Genomic DNA, 15,935 nt, shown 5'->3' on the forward strand with positions numbered 1-15,935 from the left:
AAGCTGCATGTCTGTCACCGACAGCTTGACGCCTGCGGATCCGGTCAATGCGCTGCTCGACGGTGGGCTGCGGATGCTGATCACCTCCATGGTCGACAACGCCGGGATCACCCGGGCCAAGACAGTGCCGGCCGCTCGGGTGCGGGCCGCGGTGCGCGACGGGATCGGGCTGTCGCCGGTGTTCGCGCTGATGTGCACCGACGACGCGATCACCACGTCGCCGCTGGTCAACGGGCCGGTCGGCGACAACCGGCTGATGCCGGACCTCCGGTCGGTCGCGCCGCTCGGCCCGGACCGTCGTGTCTACTGGGCTCCGGCCGATCAGTTGTCCCAGGACCATGAGCCGGTGGACATCTGCCAGCGCTCCGCACTGCGGCGCCAGGAGGAGCGGGCGGTCGCGGCCGGGCTCGATGTGAAGCTCGGGTTCGAGCTGGAGTTCACCGTGTTCAGCGGTGACTCCGATGATCCGGACGTCGCGACGATCGGGCCGGCGTACGGCGTACTCGCCGCGTTGAAGATCGAGGACTTCGCGGTCGACTTGCTCGAGGCGCTCGATGCGGCCGGCGTGCCGGCTGAGCAGCTGCATCCGGAGTACGCGCAAGGTCAGGTCGAGGTGGCGCTTCCGCCGGCGTCGCCGTTGGCTGCGGCCGACCAGTCGCAGCTCGCCCGGCTCGTTGTCCATCGGGTGGCGAGGGCACATGGGTTGCTGGTGTCGTTCGCGCCGATCACAGTGGCCGGGTTCGTGGGGAACGGGGCGCACATCCACTTCTCGGCTTCGCTGGGTGGTCGGCCGTTCGGGGACGAGGGCGGTCCGTCCGAGCATGGGCGGCAGTTGATGGCCGGCGTACTGGGTGAGCTCGACGGGTTGACCGGCGTACTCGCGCCGAGCGTGGTCAGCGCGGATCGGCGGGTGCCGGGGAACTGGGCGGGTGCCTTTGCTTGCTGGGGGCCCGAGAATAGGGAGGCGGCGCTGCGGTATGTGCCGGGCAGCGTGACCAGCCGGCCGGGGTCCGCGAACTTCGAGATCAAGATCGGCGACCCGTCGGGCAACGCCTATCTGTCGGCCGCGTCCGTGCTGGCTGCCGCCTTGCACGGGCTCGAGCAGAAGGCGGTGCTGCCGGACGGCTTGGACCGCGACCCCGTGACGTATCCGGAGGCGGAGCGGCCGCCTCGGTTGCCGCTGACGTTGGAGGACGCGCTGACGGCGCTCGAGCGGTCGGAGGTCATTCGCGCTGCTCTGGGGGATGCGATTGTCGAGCCGTTCCTCGCCGTACGGCGTCATGACGCGAAATCGCTGGGTGAGCTGTCACTGGAGGCTCGGGTCCGCGCGCTGCGGTGGCGCTACTGACGCCTGGATCACATACGGTGATCCTCATGGCGTTGGCTGGTAAGGGGAGCAAGGGCGAGTCGTTCCTTGCGGTGATCGTGGGTGGCGGAGCGGCGTTCGGGCTGATCGTGATCACGTCGCGCGCGTGGAAGGCGTGCAACGTCGACGTCGCCGGCAGCGTCCCCAACGGCCTCACCCTGCTGTTCCTCGGCCTGCCGCTCGCCCTGATCGTGAACCTCGTCCTGTTCACCGTCGTCTTCCGTTACGCCGGCAAGGCCTTCCTCTTCTCCCTGATCGCCGCCGCCATCGCCATCACCATCGCCGACCTGGCCCTCTTCTCCTGGCAAGGCACCCCCGCCACCGCCCCCGGCACCTGCCCCGGCAACGTCCCCCCATGGTGGCCCACCTGGATCCCCTCCTGACGTCATCGGGTCAGAAGGGGATCGTGGCTCCGACGAGGGCTTGGGTGGTGGGGCCGCCGAAGGCTTCGGCGGCCTGGGAGGTTGCCGCGACCGGGTCGAGGAGGGGGCCGACGTGGGTGACGACCAGGTGTTTGGTGTTGGCGCGATGGGCGAGGTCGCCGGTTTGGGCCGGAGTGTGGTGGACCGGCGTCGGCACTGGGTCGTTGGCCTCGCACAACAACAGGTCCGCATCAGCGGCTACGGCGTCGAGGCCGACGCATGGCGCGCAGTCGCCGGAGTACGCGAAGGTGTGACCGTCCGCTGAGGCCCGGAGGGCGTACGCCTCACCTCCGTGCTCCACCGCACGGCTGGTCAGCTCCAGATCATGGAGCTGCATCGAATGACCGTCCGACAGCGGGCGGAGGTCCAGTACGTCGTTCGCAAACTCAGGCAATCCGAAGAAGCCGGCAAGCCGAGCACCTAACGCCGCCGGCGCGTACACGGGCAACGGCGGCCGCGCGGGCAGTTCGCCGTACGCCAAGGCGTAGTACGCGTTGAGCAGGTCGCCGATGTGGTCGAGGTGCAGGTGCGACAGCCAGACAGCATCCAACGCACCCAGCGTCGTATGACGCAGCAGCTCGGCAAGCGAACCAGGACCAGCGTCCACCCACACCTCAGCCCCGCCGGACCGCAACAAGTATCCGGAGCACGGATGATCCGGCCGCGGATACGGCGCGGCGGTGCCGAGGATCGTGAGCGTGGTCAGAGCTTCGCGCCGATCAGCTGGAAGATGTCGTCGAGCGCACCCGGCAGGTCGTCGTGCCCGAAGTCCGGGTACAACCGGACGTCCTTGGCCGACGTGATCTTGTTGTACGCCGCGAACTGCGTCGACGGCGGACACACCTGATCCTCGAGCCCGACGAACAGTGTCACCTCGGCCCGGATCCGCGGCGCCAGATTCTGTACGTCGATGTAGCCGAGGGTCGTGAACACCTCGTCCTGGCGCAGGTGCCGGGGATCCCGCTTCCGGAACCAGGTGGTGATCTCGTCGTACGGGTTCGTCTCCAGGTTGAGATCCCAGGCCCGCTGGTAGTCGCACAGGAACGGGAACACGCTCGCGACGTACTTGATCCCCGGCGTCAGCGCGGCGGCGACGAGACTGAGTCCGCCACCCTGGCTCCACCCGGTCGTCGCCATCCGCGTCTCGTCCACCTCGGGCAGACCGGCGATGATGTCCGCGAGCCGCCGGGCGTCCAGGAACACGTGCTTGTACAGCAGCCCGTCCGGCCCGTCGTCGAGACCGTGCACCAGGTGGTTGTGCAGCGAGAAGCTGTTCGCCGTCTGCGACTCGGTCCGGTAACCCACCTGCTCACGCACATCCAGCGCGGCCACAGTGAACCCTCGCGCGGCGTAGGGCAGCAGGTCGACCCAGTTCGGCTGCTCACCGCCGTACCCGTGGAAGATCAGCACGGCCGGGCCCGTGGGTTCGGCCGGGCGAACCACCTTCGCGTGCACCCGGTAGCCGCCGGTGCCGGTGAAGTACAGGTGCTGCGCGGTCGCCGTGGTCAGCGGGAAGTCGGTCGCGTCGGCGAACTCGGTATCCGGGTCGACCGCGCCGAGCTCGAGCAATGCCTTGTCCCAGAACTGGTCGAAGTCCTCCGGCCGGGGATTCGTGCCCTGGTAGGCGATCAGTTCGTCGTACGACAGCTCGAAGGACAGCACAGGCACTCCTCAGGGTCAGGGTCGCTTCATTCTGCGCGATCGTCGTCGTCCGGGGCAGTCCCGTCCCAGATCGTGTAGCCGTGCGCGGCGTTCAGCCGGTCCCGCAGCGCGGTCTCCAACTGCGTGGCCCGACCGGGAGGCAGCCAGCCGACCGGCAGCAGGACGGTGTGGTCCCGCTGCTTGGTGCGCAGGACGATCGCCTCACCGTGGGTGGTCTCGACCCGGCCGACCTGGGTGATGTCGGTCCACGTCGTCCGGACGCCGCGTACCTCGATGTCGCGGTCGCGCAGCTTCGCGACCACCGGCGGCCAGACCAGGATCCAGAGTCCGCCGAGCACCACCAGCCCGCCCAGGGTGAGGAACACCGACACCACCACGTCCGGCAGGCCGAAGGCCCACACGATCGCGGCAACACCGAGGATGATCAGCCCGGCGGCCAGGATCCCGAGGAACCGTCCCGCCCGCATCCGGTACGTCGTACGCATCGCACCAGGATCTCATCCGGGACCGAACGCCTGGTCAGAAGGCTTCGGTCTCCGACGTGGTGGCGTTGCCGAGCGGAGTCGGCGCGAGCGTGATGGTCCAGTTGAAGGAGCCGTCGAACCGCTCGTCGTACTTCTGGTACGAACAGTCCTCGGTGAACCGGTTGGTCAGACCCTCGTGGCCGGATGCTGCCGTCAGTTCCCTGACTGGGAGGGGTTGTAGGCGCAGGCGTCGTTCAGGTTCTCGGTCGCGCCCGGCGTCACGGCGGGGTTCGGGGTCTTCTTGGTCGATCCGCTGGTCGGCTTCTTCGTCGGCTTGTTCGACGGGGTGGAGGTCACCGGCTTGGACTTCGGTGCGATCGCCTTCGCGACGATCTCCTGCATCGCCTCGTACTTCGGGTTCTGGCCGGACGGGAAGTTCTTGCTCTTGTCCAGGTCGACGTTGGAGACGTTCGCGTTCTTCACCTTGAGCCCGAGGTCGATGAACGCCGGCAGGATCTCCTGCGGGATGTCGGTGCGCAGCAGTTGCTTGCCGGCCTGGGCGATCTCGTTGTACTTCGTCACCAGGGTGGCCGGGTTCACACTGTTCACCAGCGCGTGAATCGTGCAGCGCTGCCGCTCCTGCCGGGACGGGTCGCTCAGGCCGTAGCGGCCGCGGGCGAACCAGAGCGCGTGGTACCCGTCGAGCTTCTGGCTCGGGCCCGGCTCGATGTAGCCGGACGGCTTCTTCGCGGTGTTCGACCCCGGCCCGTCGCCGTAGTCGCCGCCGATCGGGACCCGGTAGTTGACGTTGACGGTGATGCCGCCGACCGCGTCGATGATCTGCCGGAAGCCGGCCAGGTTGACCTGCATGTAGTAGTCGATGTCCAGCCCGAGCGCCGCACCGGCCGCGAGCTTGACCACGTCCGCGCCCTCGTTGTCGGTCTGGCCGAGGATCCCCGGGTGCTGCTTCGGGACGTTCTCGTACATCGAGTCCAGGTAGTACTCCGGCTGCTCGGCCGGGCCGTTCGGGTCGTAGTAGCCGTGCGGGTAGAACTTGTGCAGCGGCGAGTCTTCCGGGAACGGCATCCGCATCCAGTTCCGGCTGAGCGAGATCAGCGCGGTGTCACCGGTCTTGGTGTCGATGCTCGCCACGATCACCGTGTCAGTCCGGACCCCGGTCCGGCCGACGCCGTCGTCGGCACCGAGCAGCAGCAGGTTCAGCCGCGGGGTCTTCGCCCACGGGTCCTTCTTGTCGACCTTCGGCCGGGTCGCGCTCTTGGATTTGCCCTCGGACTGGAAGACGCTGCCGACCAGGTCGCGCTGCGCCATCACGGTCTGCGCCGCGACGGTCGTCGGTACGGCGATCGCGAAGCAGAGCAACCCGACGAACAGGGAGCCGGCCAGTCGCCCGGTGTAGGTCATGCTGACCGGGCGGATCAGTTTGTGCGAGGCGACCACGACCCAGATCCAGCCGATGCCGAGGACAACGACCGCGGCCGTCGCGATCAGCAACTGGCGGGGCGACACCGCGAAGGCGAGGATCGAGTCACGCCGGGTCAGGCCGACGTACGCGGCGATCACGAGCAGGCCGATGCTGATCGTCAGCACGAACGCGCCGAGCTTCTTCCGGCCGCCCATCACCAGCCCGGAGCCGGGGATCAGCGCGCTGACCAGGGTGAGACCGATCGCCTTCGACGCCGTGCGGGCCCGATGCGAACGCTGCCGGGACCGGTTGGCTCTGGGCGCGGACCTCCGTCCGGCTGCGCGAGTGCTCCGCGACATGGCTCCGTTCCCTGATCGACGACGTGGCGACTGTCCACAGGCCGCGTGTGCAGCGGCCCACGGTACTTCAGACGCTCACGTCAGCAATTCGGTTGACGTGATGCTGGCGACCCCCGTCGATGCACGCCAGATTACACAGACCCCGGGCGACTCTCCCAAGGTGGCGCCCCCGACACGGACAGTGTCGGTCGGGCGCGCCGGGGCCCGCTTTGCCGCCGGGACCGTCCACCGGATAGTCTTGGCCGTCGTCGAGTCCCCGCGAGGGACCGTCGGAGGAGGCGTCGCCTAGTCCGGTCGATGGCGCCCGCCTGCTAAGCGGGTTGAGGGTAATCCCCTCTCGCGGGTTCAAATCCCGCCGCCTCCGCTCTCGAGCGGCCCCTGTCCGCAAGACGCGCGGACCGGGGTCGCTCCGGCTGTCTTCTGGGGGTGCAACCCCCAGACCCCGCCCGGCGGGCATCGCCCCCGGACCCCCGGGCCGTGCCTGGCGGACGTTGCCACAAGACGCGCGGACCGGGGTCGCTCCGGCCGTCTTCTGGGGGTGCAACCCCCAGACCCCGCCCGGCGGGCATCGCCCCCGGACCCCGGGCCGTGCCTGGCCGGCGTTGCCTTTCGTGCTACGTGCTCATCAGCTTGCGGGCTTCGGCGATGCGTTCGACTGTTTTTGGGGTCATCGGCTCGGGAGAGACGATCAGGTGGTCGACGCCGAGCTTCCGGTACGCCGTCAGCACCTCGGCCAGCTCGGGGACGGTGCCGCCGAACGCGTTCGTGTCCGGGTCGGGAACGCTGGGCTGGTCGGGGTCCCGGACGATCATCCCGACCGTCGCGGCGACCGCTCCTTCCGGCTTGCCCGCGGCCTGAACCGCCTCGCGGAGCGTCCCGAGTCTCTCCACCACCCGGTCACCAGCAGCGCCGTACCAAGCGGTGTTCCAGGCGTCGGCCCACTCGGCGGTGAGCCGCATCATCCGCGGCCGGTGCCCGGCGACCAGGATCGGGATCCGCCGCGCGGGTGCCGGGTCGAGCGCAGCGTCCTTGACGTGGTGGTAGGTCCCGTCGAAGGTGACCGTCTCGCCGCGGATCATCCGTGCCACGATCTCGAGCCACTCCTCGAACCGGCCGACCCGGTGATCGGTCGGCAGCCCGAACGCCTCGTACTCCGGGTCGTGCCAGCCGGCCCCGACGCCGAGGATCAGCCGCCCACCGGAGACCTCGTCCAACGTCGCAGCCATCTTCGCGGTCAGCCCGGGGTCGCGGAACGACGCACACAGCACCATGGTCCCGAGCTCGACCCGGGTGGTGCTCGCCGCGACCGCACTCAGCAGCGTCCAGGCCTCGTGCATCCCGTAGATCCGGCCGTCCGGGTCGCGGTAGAAGAAGTGATCCGCCAGCCACACCGAGTCCAGCCCGTTCTGCTCGGCCGCCTCGGCCACCGCCCGCACATCCCGCCACCCCGGCATCCCGCCGTCGGGCCCGTCCTCCCCACCCAGCGGAAGCATCACACCGATCTTCATGCACTCAACTCCAAGGTCCGACGCCGCTGATGCGGTCGACAGTGATGTGGGTGACGTACCCCGGCGGCACGTCGTCACCGGGCAGGAACTCCGCGTCCGGCCCGATGTACGTCTTCGCCAGCCGGCGCAGTACCTCGACCGCACCGCCCTCGGTGATCCGGGCGGTCCCCTTGATCACCAGGTACTCGGTCAGGCCCATCTCGTTCATCCGGCCGGTCTCGACCGACAGCACCACCCGGCCGTCGCGCCGGATGTTCTTCACCTTCTGGTTGTTCGGCACATGCGCGGCGATGATCTCGTCACCGTCCAGCCCGACCCAGATCACCGAGACCTGGGGGCTGCCGTCGGGGTTGATCGTGACCAGGTGGCCGAGGGCGTTGGACTCCAGCACTGTCCGTGCACTGTCCGGGATCTGCATGCGGCCAACGTACGCATATCGCGAGATCATGGCGATATGACGAGGCCGTACGCCGATCGGGCGGCCGCCGGGCGGGCGCTGGCGGCTGAGCTCGGCGAGGTGGCCGGGTCCGTGCTGGTGCTGGGCCTGGCTCGCGGCGGTGTGCCCGTCGCCGCGCCGGTCGCCGAGGCGCTGGGCGCGGAGCTCGATGTACTGATCGTCCGGAAGCTCGGGTTGCCGGGTCAGCCTGAGCTCGCGATGGGTGCGGTCGCGGGCGTCGGCGACGAGACCCACACCGTGCGGAACGAGCAAGTACTCCGGGGTGTCAACGAAGGGACTCTGGAGACGGTCCGCGAACGCGAGATCCGCGAGCTGCGCCGGCGCGAGCAGGCCTACCGCGGTGACCGGCCGCCGGTCGACGTACGCGACCGTGTCGTGATCCTGGTCGACGACGGCCTCGCCACCGGCTCGACGATGCGAGCCGCGGTCGAGGCGGTACGACAGCAGGGTCCGGCCAAGGTGATCGTCGCCGTACCGGTGGGCGGTCCGGACAGCTGCCACCGATTGTCGGCAATCGCCGACGAGGTCGTGTGCGTGTGGATCCCGCGGCACTATGCCGCTGTCGGGCAGGCGTACCGCAACTTCGCACCGGTGGGCGACGACGAAGTACGCCGGGTGCTCGCCGAACGGACCTGACGACACAGCGCGGCGCCCTGGAGGTGGCCCAGGGCGCCGCGTTGCTGCCGGCCGCCGGCTTCCGACTCAGCGGCCGGTGTCCGGTCAGCCGAGACGTGCCTTCAGATGGTCGAGCTCGACCTTCAGCGTGGTCGGGACCGTGTCGCCGAGCTTGGCGAACCACTCCTCGATCAACGGGATCTCGGCCTTCCACTCCTCCGCGTCGACCTTGAGCGCGATGTCCAGCTCGTCCTCGGTGAGCTCGAGGCCGCTGACGTCCAGGCCGTCCGCGGTGGGCACCCGGCCGATCGGGGTCTCGACCGCGTCGGCCTGGCCCTCGATCCGGTCGATGACCCACTTCAGCACCCGGCTGTTCTCGCCGAAGCCCGGCCACACGAACTTGCCCGCGTCGTTCTTGCGGAACCAGTTCACGTAGAAGATCTTCGGCAACCGCGCCGCGTCGTGCTGCTTGCCGACCGTCAGCCAGTGGTCGAAGTACTTGCCCGCGTCGTACCCGAGGAACGGCAGCATCGCCATCGGGTCACGCCGGACGACGCCGACCTGACCGACCGCGGCCGCGGTGGTCTCGGACGACAGTGTCGCCCCCATGAAGACGCCGTGCGCCCAGTCCCGCGACTCGGTCACCAGCGGCACCGTGGTGGCGCGGCGGCCGCCGAAGATGATCGCGGAGATCGGTACGCCGTTCGGGTCGTCGTACTCGTCGGCGATGATCGGGCACTGCTTGATCGGGGTGCAGAACCGGCTGTTCGGGTGGCTGGACAGCTCATCCGAGTCCGGCGTCCACTCCCGGCCCTTCCAGTCGGTCAGGTGGTTCGGCGGCGTGGGTGAGTAGCCCTCCCACCAGACGTCGCCGTCATCGGTGAGCGCGACGTTGGTGAAGACCGAGTTGCCCTTCTCGATCGTGCGCATCGCGTTCGGGTTGGTCTTCCAGCCGGTGCCCGGGGCAACGCCGAACAGCCCGAACTCCGGGTTCACGGCGTACAGGCGGCCGTCCGCGCCGAACCGCATCCAGGCGATGTCGTCGCCGAGCGTCTCGACCTCCCAGCCCTCCAGGGTCGGGTCGAGCATCGCCAGGTTGGTCTTGCCGCACGCGCTCGGGAACGCGGCCGCGACGTAGTGGACCTTCTTCTCCGGTGAGATCAGCTTCAGGATCAGCATGTGCTCAGCCAGCCAGCCCTCGTCCCGCGCGATCGCCGAGGCGATCCGGAGCGAGTAGCACTTCTTCCCCAGCAGCGAGTTGCCGCCGTACCCGGACCCGTACGACCAGATCGCCCGCTCCTCGGGGAACTGGACGATGTACTTCTCGTCGTTGCACGGCCACGGCACGTCCTTCTGCCCGGCCTCCAGCGGCGCACCGACCGAGTGCAGGCACGGCACGAAGAACGCGTCCTCGCCGAGCTTGGCCAGGACGTCGGCACCGGTGCGGGCCATGATCCGCATCGACGCGACCACGTACGCCGAGTCGGTGATCTCGACCCCGAACATCGGCTTGTCCGCGGTCAACGGGCCCATGCAGAACGGGACGACGTACATCGTCCGGCCGCGCATCGAGCCGCGGTACAGCCCTGTCATCAGGGCCTTCATCTCGGCCGGGTCCATCCAGTTGTTGGTCGGACCGGCGTCCTTCTCGTCGACTGAGCAGATGAACGTCCGCTGCTCGACCCGGGCCACGTCCGAGGGATCGGTGCGAACCCAGAACGAGTTCGGCTTCTTCTCCTCGTTCAGCCGGACCATGGTCCCGGCCTCGATCAGCTCGCCGGTCAGCTTGTCGTACTCCGCGTCCGAGCCGTCCACCCAGTGGATCCGGTCGGGCTGGGTCAATGCGGCGACCTCGGCGACCCAGGCCAGCAGGCCGGCGTGGCGGGTCGGTGCGTCGGTCAGGTCGTACTGCGTGGCGACGGCTGGGAGGGGGTCCGTGGCTGCTGCGGGGGCGGTGGTCTCGGTATGGGTCGGGCTGGCGGTTGTCGTCATCGGCGGCTCATTCCCTCTCGGCTGTCGGGCCCGGCGGCCGCCCGGCCCCTCGACGCTGAGGGGGGTACGGCGTCGGCCGCCGGGGTCTCCGGCGGTTCGATTCAGCTGACTGGCGGTGTGATCTCTCGCATACCAGTGCGTCCAGTGGACGTATACCAGTGCGCAAGTGGTACTACGGTACGCGACGGACCCAAGGGCTGTGAACCACCAGAAAGTGAACCCGGTCACAAAGTTTTCGCGACAATCGCTTTCCGGTGAGCCTTGTGAAAATGAGAACGGCCCGCGCTGGTCGCGCGGGCCGTTGCGGAGATCTTGCGGTGGATCAGCTGGTCTGCCGCCAGATGTCGTTCAGCACCTGCTGCACGGTCTGCTCCTCACCCGGTGCGCCGGTGACCGCGACGCCGACCAGCCACCACTGGCCGCCGCTGCTGAATGCGCGCGTCATCATCAACGCGTACGGCTTCGTCTGCTTCACGGTGAGCCAGGTCCGGTTGTCCTTCGCGGTCGCCGGGACCGCCGCCTTGAAGACCTTGGTCCACTGCTCGTCGAACGACGACCGGTCAGCCAGGCAGCCGGCCAGGTCCTTGCACGGACGCAGCGCGATCCGCAGGTCCGGCGTGAGCCTCGGGTTTCCCTCGCCGTCGTCGGTCTGCACCCGGCGGTAGGCGATCGTCGACGACTCGCCGAGGAACGACACCGCCGGCGGCCGTGGCCAGCCGATCGCGAACGGGAGCTCGGCCGTGGCGATCACCTGCACGTCGGTCCCGGCCGGATAGGTCGCACCGAACACCCCTGGGCCGCCATCGGGCCGGACGTACGGCGCAGTCGTGACCTTGCGGAACGCCGGGAGCAGCACGGTCGACGGGAACGGAGACGGGGTGACCGCGGCCTGCGGTTCGGCGTCGGGCTTCTCGTCCTTGACCGAACTGCCGATCGCGGCGCCGACGGAGTACGTGACCGTGAAGACGATCAGCACGATGACGGCGACCACCAGGTAGATCCAGCCGCCGATCTTGCGGCGGTACTGCCGGGCCAGCTCGATCTTCGAGGGCTTGGTTGGTGGTGCCACCGCTGCGGGTCCCGCTTGTGGTGCGGGCGCCATTCGTGGTGCGGGCGCGTAGGACGGAAGGGAGCCGTTGCCGGAGGGCGGCTGGGGCGGCGGCTGAGCGCCGTACTGGCTGAGCTGGGTGCGGACCGCCTGCAGCGACTCCTCGTCGTTGCCGACGATGCCGTCGAGCGGGTCGATCAGGCGCTCGGCGCCGGACTGGCCGGGGATGAGTTGGGTGATCGCGTACGGGCGCGTGGCGCTGAAGTTCGCGGCCCACAGCGGCGTCTCCTGCTGCTCGGGGTCGAGCGCGGCGTCCCGGCCGGCGCGGACCAGCCGGTCCCGCACCACCGCGTCCTTCGCGCCCGCCTCGCTCAGCACGAGCGCGACGACCTCCATTCCGGTGAAGCTGCGGCCGCGCCACAGCTCCGCGAGCGGGTGCCGCAACAGCCGCTGGTCGAACTCGTACCCGGAGATCTCCGGCGTGCTGTTCATTTGCTCTCCCAGATGGCCCGGTCCGCCAGCACCAGCACCGCCTGCTCCGCGACGTCCGCCTGGATCGGGCTGGCCGTGTACTCGACCTGTACGACGATGTCCGCGCGCTGCACCAGCGTCTTGACCGTGAACGACTCACCGGCCACACCCCGGCTGGTCCGCGCCGACTTGGTCGGGTACTGCCGGTTCGGCACCTTGTCCAGCGGCGACCGGTCGAAGGCCCGCTTCGCAGTCTGCTCCGGCCTGAACGGCGGCTGCCCGGCCCCCGCGTCCGCACCGGCGTACGGGGTGATCGTCACCTTGACCGATGCCGAGGTGAAGCTGCTCGACTTCTGCCGGCTGACCGCCGCCTCACAGGTCACCGTGGCGGTCCCACCCTGGGTCATGGTGACGGGCGCCGTACCGCTCGATGCCTTGGGCAACATCACGGACACGTCGCCGATCCGGGCACACACGTCGGCCGGCAACGTCCTGGCCGGGAGGATGTCCTCGGGTTCCACCGGTTCCCCGACCGCGTACCCGAACCCCGCACCCGCGACGGCAGCCACTCCGCACGCGATCGCCGTACCCCGCACCAGTCGACTCGCCATGCCCGCGACCTTAGCCACGCACCGGTCCTCTCTACCCATCAACGACCCGCCTAGGACGCATCCCAGCCCCCACCCGGTTCCACCGCGTGCTGATGGCTGCCCCACGCATCCGGCAGTCGACCACCCCGGGTGGTTGTGGTGTGGGGTGTAGACCCGCGGCGACGTCGGACGGTGAGCTGGTCGCTCTCGCTCAGCCGTCTCCGGTCTCGGGCCCTCGGCAACGACCCGGCGACCTCAGTCGAGGAGGGTTTTCACCGAGCCGCCGGACTCGCTCAACTTGCCGCCTAGGCCTTTCAGCGCGTCGCCGACCGTGGCGAGGATCCCGGACAGGTCCTGCAGGTTCCCCGCCAGGCTCTCGATCTCCGTCGCGACCCCGCCGATCTGACCGCTGCCGTCGTTCAGCTTCTTCGCCGCCGCGTCCCCGATCCCCGGGATCTTGTCCAGCTCGCCGGCCAGCCCCGACAGCATCCCGGCGGCCGAGTGCAGCTTGTCCTTCGCGGCGTTCATCGTGCTCGCACTGCCGCTCAGCGCCTTCCGCGCGCCACCCTCCCCGTCGTCCCCGACCAGCGCCCCCGCCGCCTTCGCCGCCTGCTCCCCGGCGTCGGCCAGCCCCGACCCGATCGTCTTCAGCAACTCCGGCAACTTCCCGAGGAACCCGGCCGCGTCGTCCGGCAGTCCGCGGACCAGATTCAGCACCTTCTCGAAGTCGTCCGAGTTCTCCATCACGAACCCGACCGCCTTCTTCACGTCCCCCAGATCCCGCCCGCCGAGCAGGTCGTCGATACCCATGCCCCGGATCGTAGAGCCGCCTCAACCCCGCCGTACCGGCGCCGCACCGCTCCCCCTGAGGCCGATTGGCCTCCACCCACCTCCCCCATGTATCGTTACTCGACGTTGTCCAGCGCTCGTAGCTCAACGGATAGAGCATCTGACTACGGATCAGAAGGTTGGGGGTTCGAATCCCTCCGAGCGCGCAACCGAAACCCCAGGTCACAACGTGGATGACCTGGGGTTTCGCTTTGTCCGGGGCTGCTCTTGCTAACGCCTCTGCTAACACGGCACCCCCGCTGACGGGTCTAGTCCGTCGTCTTCGTCGTCCTGGTCCTCGTCGACGTGGTCGGCAGCAGCAGCGAACACGTCAGCGATTCCAGCCGCATGGCGACGGATCACGTGGGCGTACACCCGGAGCGTGATCGACGGGTCGCGTGCCCCAGCCGGTCCGCGACAACATGCACCGGGACACCCGCGACCAGGAGCAAGGTCGCATGCACATGCCTCAGGTCGTGCAGCCGAGCATGCGGCAACGGGACCTCTGGAGCATCCTCGTCGTCGGCGGGCTCGTTGTAGGCCTTGATCATCTTGGCCATGAGCTGGCTCACGGTGTCTGGGTAGATCGGCTGGCCGAACCCGGTCGTGAAGACGTGCCCGGTATCGACCACGAATCCCCAGCGAGCCGAAGGTCCTCCAGTTGGCGGCGGCGGTGAGCCCTGAGCACGTCGACAGTTCCAGCGTCCAGGCTGACGACCCGCTCGCGACCACCCTTGGTTGTGCCTTCGACCCTCGCGCCGTCGACCAACCCCACCGACCCGCGAATCCTCAGAGCTGGTGCCTTCCAGTCAACGTCCGGCCAGCGGAGGTTCAGCAGCTCCCCGCGCCGAGCACCCGAGTAGGCGGTCAGTCGGTAGAACGCGAACAGCCGGTGATCACTCATCAGGTCGAGGAAGCGGCGCAGCTCGTCGGCGGTCTAGATGTCGACCGGTCCACGGTGCTCACGCCGGGGCAGCTTTGCCCGCTCAGCCGGGTTCGACGAGAGCAGTTGCTCTGAGCGGACAGCATCGTTGAGCGCCTTGCGCAGAACGGCATGCACGTAGTCGACAGTCCGTCGAGACAGCCAGTGCCGTTCCTTCCACCGGCGAGCAGATCACGGTAGAGCCCGCTCAGCGTTGTTGGGCGGATCGCCTGTAGCCGAAGGTCGCCGATTCGCGGGACGACGTATTGCCGAACGAGGTATCGGTATCCGGCAAGCGTCCGGGGCTTGACCTCCAGAGCGTGTGCATCGAGCCAGTCGCCGAGGTACTCCGCCAGCGCCACGGCATTGGTCGACGTCTGGACCGACAATGTCGGCTTGCACCGGTACTACGAGGAACGCGGGTTGAAGTGGGTCCGAACCCTCGACCTTGCCGACTATCCGTCAGGCGCGCTGTTCCAACGGCCAGCAACGAACTGGCGAGAAGCGGACCAACCGCTGGCCATCGCCGAGCTGCCGCAGATCCTGCCGTCGCGGCGCGGCCGATTCGAACCGTTCGAGCGCAGCCTCTGGCCAATCCTCGGCCAAGCGGTGGTCTGACCCGCCGCTCGCTTGTGATCCGCCAACAGATCCGCGACACATGTCCGCCAACTGATGTGCGACAGGCTAGAAGTCTGTCCACGTGTCGGAGCAACGCACGGATCTGCCGATGTGCGGTCGTGTCACTTCGGTCGCCCAGATTGACGCAATCTTTGTATCGGGGCTGCCGCGTGGCGGGAACGGTTCCTAGGCAGCGCCGACCTTCCTGGGCATCAGAACCAGCCGTACCCCGGTCACCAGCAGCCACACGAGCCAGGCGGCGTAGCCGAGTAGCCCCACGAACAGGATCGGCGAGCCGTCAGCGATCGCGAGGTTGGCCACCCCGGCGGCGATCAGCAGGCCTCCCCCGGCCACGCCGAGCACACGCTGCCACGGCGCCGCCAGCCGACTCGCATGCGCCGCCAGCGCAGCGCCGATGAAGGTGGTGCCGAGCGCCGGCAGCGCCAGAGCGAGTGCTCCTGCATGCAGTTGCCAGACGAGCTTGAACAGCGGGCTCGGCTCGGCGAGCTCGCCGGCGGACAATACGACTCCGTTCCACAGAACCGCGTAGAGCGCGAAGACCGCCGCGAGAGTCGCGCCCGCGGCCACCGCGAGGCGCGACCAGTCGGCGCCCGCACCCCCGCGACGCCCGACCAGCCCGTGGAAACCGGTCACGAACACGAGCAGCAGCGGCAGGTTCAGCGCCTCTGAGCCGACCGCGATCGCGACCGCGCCGCGGTTCTCGGCATGGAAGGCGAGCACCTTCTCGATCGGGTCGCCGAAGCCGGGCGCTCCGGCCCAGACCAGCACCGCATTCTGGATGACCAACGACGCTACCAACGCGATCGCCGCCGCGCCCACGACCCGCTCCCCGAACGCCGGGGTCGGCGCCGTCAGCGAAACCTTGTTCACGGCCACAGCATGCGCTTGTATAGCCGCAATCATCAACGGGGATCACCCCGATCTACGCCCTGGCCCACCCTGGCGCTGCTGTGGCGCTACTAAACGCTGACTCGGGAAACGCACTCATCTGCCGCGATCCGTGCTTTCGGCTCGCAAATCACCTGGCGGACGAGTGTCGCGCAACAGTCGACGGAGGACACCACTCCCGCCGATCCTGTGATCCGCCAACTGATCCGCGACACATGTCCGCCACGTGATGTGCGACATGTGGTCTAGGAGATTGAGGTTGCGGTCCGTGGCCGCTGGCC

Annotated in this window: 18 protein-coding genes and 2 tRNA genes; 6 read left to right on the forward strand and 14 right to left on the reverse strand. The window is 68.7% G+C overall.

The window, feature by feature from the left end; genetic code table 11:
* Positions 1–7: 7 nt before the first annotated feature.
* On the forward strand, positions 8–1,348 hold the full coding sequence (locus ACGFH6_RS39255) for a glutamine synthetase (protein WP_393395037.1): 1,341 nt from the start codon (positions 8–10) through the stop codon (positions 1,346–1,348).
* Positions 1,349–1,374: 26 nt separating this feature from the next.
* Positions 1,375–1,749, forward strand: coding sequence for a hypothetical protein (locus tag ACGFH6_RS39260; protein WP_393395040.1), 375 nt, complete (start codon positions 1,375–1,377; stop codon positions 1,747–1,749).
* A 10-nt stretch (positions 1,750–1,759) separates the two neighbouring features.
* On the opposite strand, the gene ACGFH6_RS39265 is transcribed toward ACGFH6_RS39260, so the two are convergent.
* The 4 genes from ACGFH6_RS39265 to ACGFH6_RS39280 form a co-directional block, all read right to left on the reverse strand.
* Positions 1,760–2,494: an MBL fold metallo-hydrolase gene (locus tag ACGFH6_RS39265; protein WP_393395114.1), complete on the reverse strand. Its 735-nt coding sequence runs from the start codon at positions 2,492–2,494 to the stop codon at positions 1,760–1,762.
* A complete protein-coding gene (locus ACGFH6_RS39270; protein ID WP_393395042.1) occupies positions 2,491–3,450 on the reverse strand; it encodes an acetylxylan esterase in 960 nt (319 codons plus the stop codon). Before ACGFH6_RS39270 ends, ACGFH6_RS39265 begins: the two co-directional genes overlap by 4 nt.
* Before the next feature lie 26 nt (positions 3,451–3,476).
* Entirely contained in the window at positions 3,477–3,935 is a 459-nt protein-coding gene (locus tag ACGFH6_RS39275) for a hypothetical protein (protein ID WP_393395045.1), read from the reverse strand.
* A gap of 192 nt (positions 3,936–4,127) precedes the next feature.
* Positions 4,128–5,696 carry an LCP family protein gene (locus tag ACGFH6_RS39280; protein ID WP_393395048.1) on the reverse strand — a complete coding sequence of 523 codons (1,569 nt, stop codon included), beginning with the start codon at positions 5,694–5,696 and terminating at the stop codon, positions 4,128–4,130.
* A 274-nt stretch (positions 5,697–5,970) separates the two neighbouring features.
* Here ACGFH6_RS39280 and ACGFH6_RS39285 point away from each other — a divergent pair.
* A tRNA-Ser gene (locus ACGFH6_RS39285) sits at positions 5,971–6,060 on the forward strand.
* Positions 6,061–6,310: 250 nt separating this feature from the next.
* Here ACGFH6_RS39285 and ACGFH6_RS39290 read toward each other — a convergent pair.
* Positions 6,311–7,204: an LLM class flavin-dependent oxidoreductase gene (locus ACGFH6_RS39290; protein ID WP_393395051.1), complete on the reverse strand. Its 894-nt coding sequence runs from the start codon at positions 7,202–7,204 to the stop codon at positions 6,311–6,313.
* Positions 7,205–7,208: 4 nt separating this feature from the next.
* A complete protein-coding gene (locus ACGFH6_RS39295) occupies positions 7,209–7,622 on the reverse strand; it encodes a PPOX class F420-dependent oxidoreductase (RefSeq protein ID WP_393395054.1) in 414 nt (137 codons plus the stop codon).
* A gap of 36 nt (positions 7,623–7,658) precedes the next feature.
* Here ACGFH6_RS39295 and ACGFH6_RS39300 point away from each other — a divergent pair, with 36 nt between their 5' ends.
* Positions 7,659–8,297, forward strand: coding sequence for a phosphoribosyltransferase (locus tag ACGFH6_RS39300; protein ID WP_393395056.1), 639 nt, complete (start codon positions 7,659–7,661; stop codon positions 8,295–8,297).
* 84 nt (positions 8,298–8,381) lie between these two features.
* Here ACGFH6_RS39300 and ACGFH6_RS39305 read toward each other — a convergent pair whose 3' ends face one another.
* From ACGFH6_RS39305 to ACGFH6_RS39320, 4 genes are all read right to left on the reverse strand, one after another.
* Positions 8,382–10,268: a phosphoenolpyruvate carboxykinase (GTP) gene (locus tag ACGFH6_RS39305; protein WP_393395059.1), complete on the reverse strand. Its 1,887-nt coding sequence runs from the start codon at positions 10,266–10,268 to the stop codon at positions 8,382–8,384.
* A gap of 322 nt (positions 10,269–10,590) precedes the next feature.
* The gene (locus tag ACGFH6_RS39310) at positions 10,591–11,808 is read right to left on the reverse strand and encodes a hypothetical protein (protein WP_393395062.1); all 1,218 of its coding nucleotides are present in this window, start codon (positions 11,806–11,808) and stop codon (positions 10,591–10,593) included.
* Positions 11,805–12,398, reverse strand: coding sequence for a hypothetical protein (locus ACGFH6_RS39315; protein WP_393395065.1), 594 nt, complete (start codon positions 12,396–12,398; stop codon positions 11,805–11,807). The genes ACGFH6_RS39310 and ACGFH6_RS39315 overlap by 4 nt, the downstream gene beginning before the upstream one ends.
* A gap of 234 nt (positions 12,399–12,632) precedes the next feature.
* Positions 12,633–13,187, reverse strand: coding sequence for a hypothetical protein (locus tag ACGFH6_RS39320; protein WP_393395068.1), 555 nt, complete (start codon positions 13,185–13,187; stop codon positions 12,633–12,635).
* Positions 13,188–13,299: 112 nt separating this feature from the next.
* Between ACGFH6_RS39320 and ACGFH6_RS39325 the strand changes: the two genes are divergently transcribed.
* Positions 13,300–13,372, forward strand: a tRNA-Arg gene (locus tag ACGFH6_RS39325).
* Positions 13,373–13,564: 192 nt separating this feature from the next.
* Here ACGFH6_RS39325 and ACGFH6_RS39330 read toward each other — a convergent pair.
* The 3 genes from ACGFH6_RS39330 to ACGFH6_RS39340 are packed head-to-tail and all read right to left on the reverse strand — an operon-like array spanning position 13,565 to position 14,489.
* Complete coding sequence (locus tag ACGFH6_RS39330) at positions 13,565–13,837, reverse strand: tyrosine-type recombinase/integrase (protein WP_393395071.1); 273 nt, start codon at positions 13,835–13,837, stop codon at positions 13,565–13,567.
* Positions 13,774–14,130, reverse strand: coding sequence for a hypothetical protein (locus tag ACGFH6_RS39335; protein WP_393395117.1), 357 nt, complete (start codon positions 14,128–14,130; stop codon positions 13,774–13,776). Before ACGFH6_RS39335 ends, ACGFH6_RS39330 begins: the two co-directional genes overlap by 64 nt.
* Positions 14,109–14,489, reverse strand: a complete 381-nt coding sequence (locus ACGFH6_RS39340) for a hypothetical protein (RefSeq protein WP_393395074.1) — start codon at positions 14,487–14,489, stop codon at positions 14,109–14,111. Before ACGFH6_RS39340 ends, ACGFH6_RS39335 begins: the two co-directional genes overlap by 22 nt.
* Positions 14,490–14,493: 4 nt before the next feature.
* On the opposite strand from ACGFH6_RS39340, the gene ACGFH6_RS39345 reads away from it, so the two are divergent.
* Positions 14,494–14,745 (forward strand): hypothetical protein, encoded by a 252-nt coding sequence (locus tag ACGFH6_RS39345; protein WP_393395077.1) that lies wholly within the window; start codon positions 14,494–14,496, stop codon positions 14,743–14,745.
* Positions 14,746–14,931: 186 nt separating this feature from the next.
* Here ACGFH6_RS39345 and ACGFH6_RS39350 read toward each other — a convergent pair whose 3' ends face one another.
* Entirely contained in the window at positions 14,932–15,636 is a 705-nt protein-coding gene (locus ACGFH6_RS39350; protein WP_393395080.1) for a hypothetical protein, read from the reverse strand.
* Positions 15,637–15,935: the final 299 nt, after the last annotated feature.

It is taken from the genome of Kribbella sp. NPDC049227 (genome assembly GCF_043197265.1).
Lineage (GTDB): Bacteria > Actinomycetota > Actinomycetes > Propionibacteriales > Kribbellaceae > Kribbella.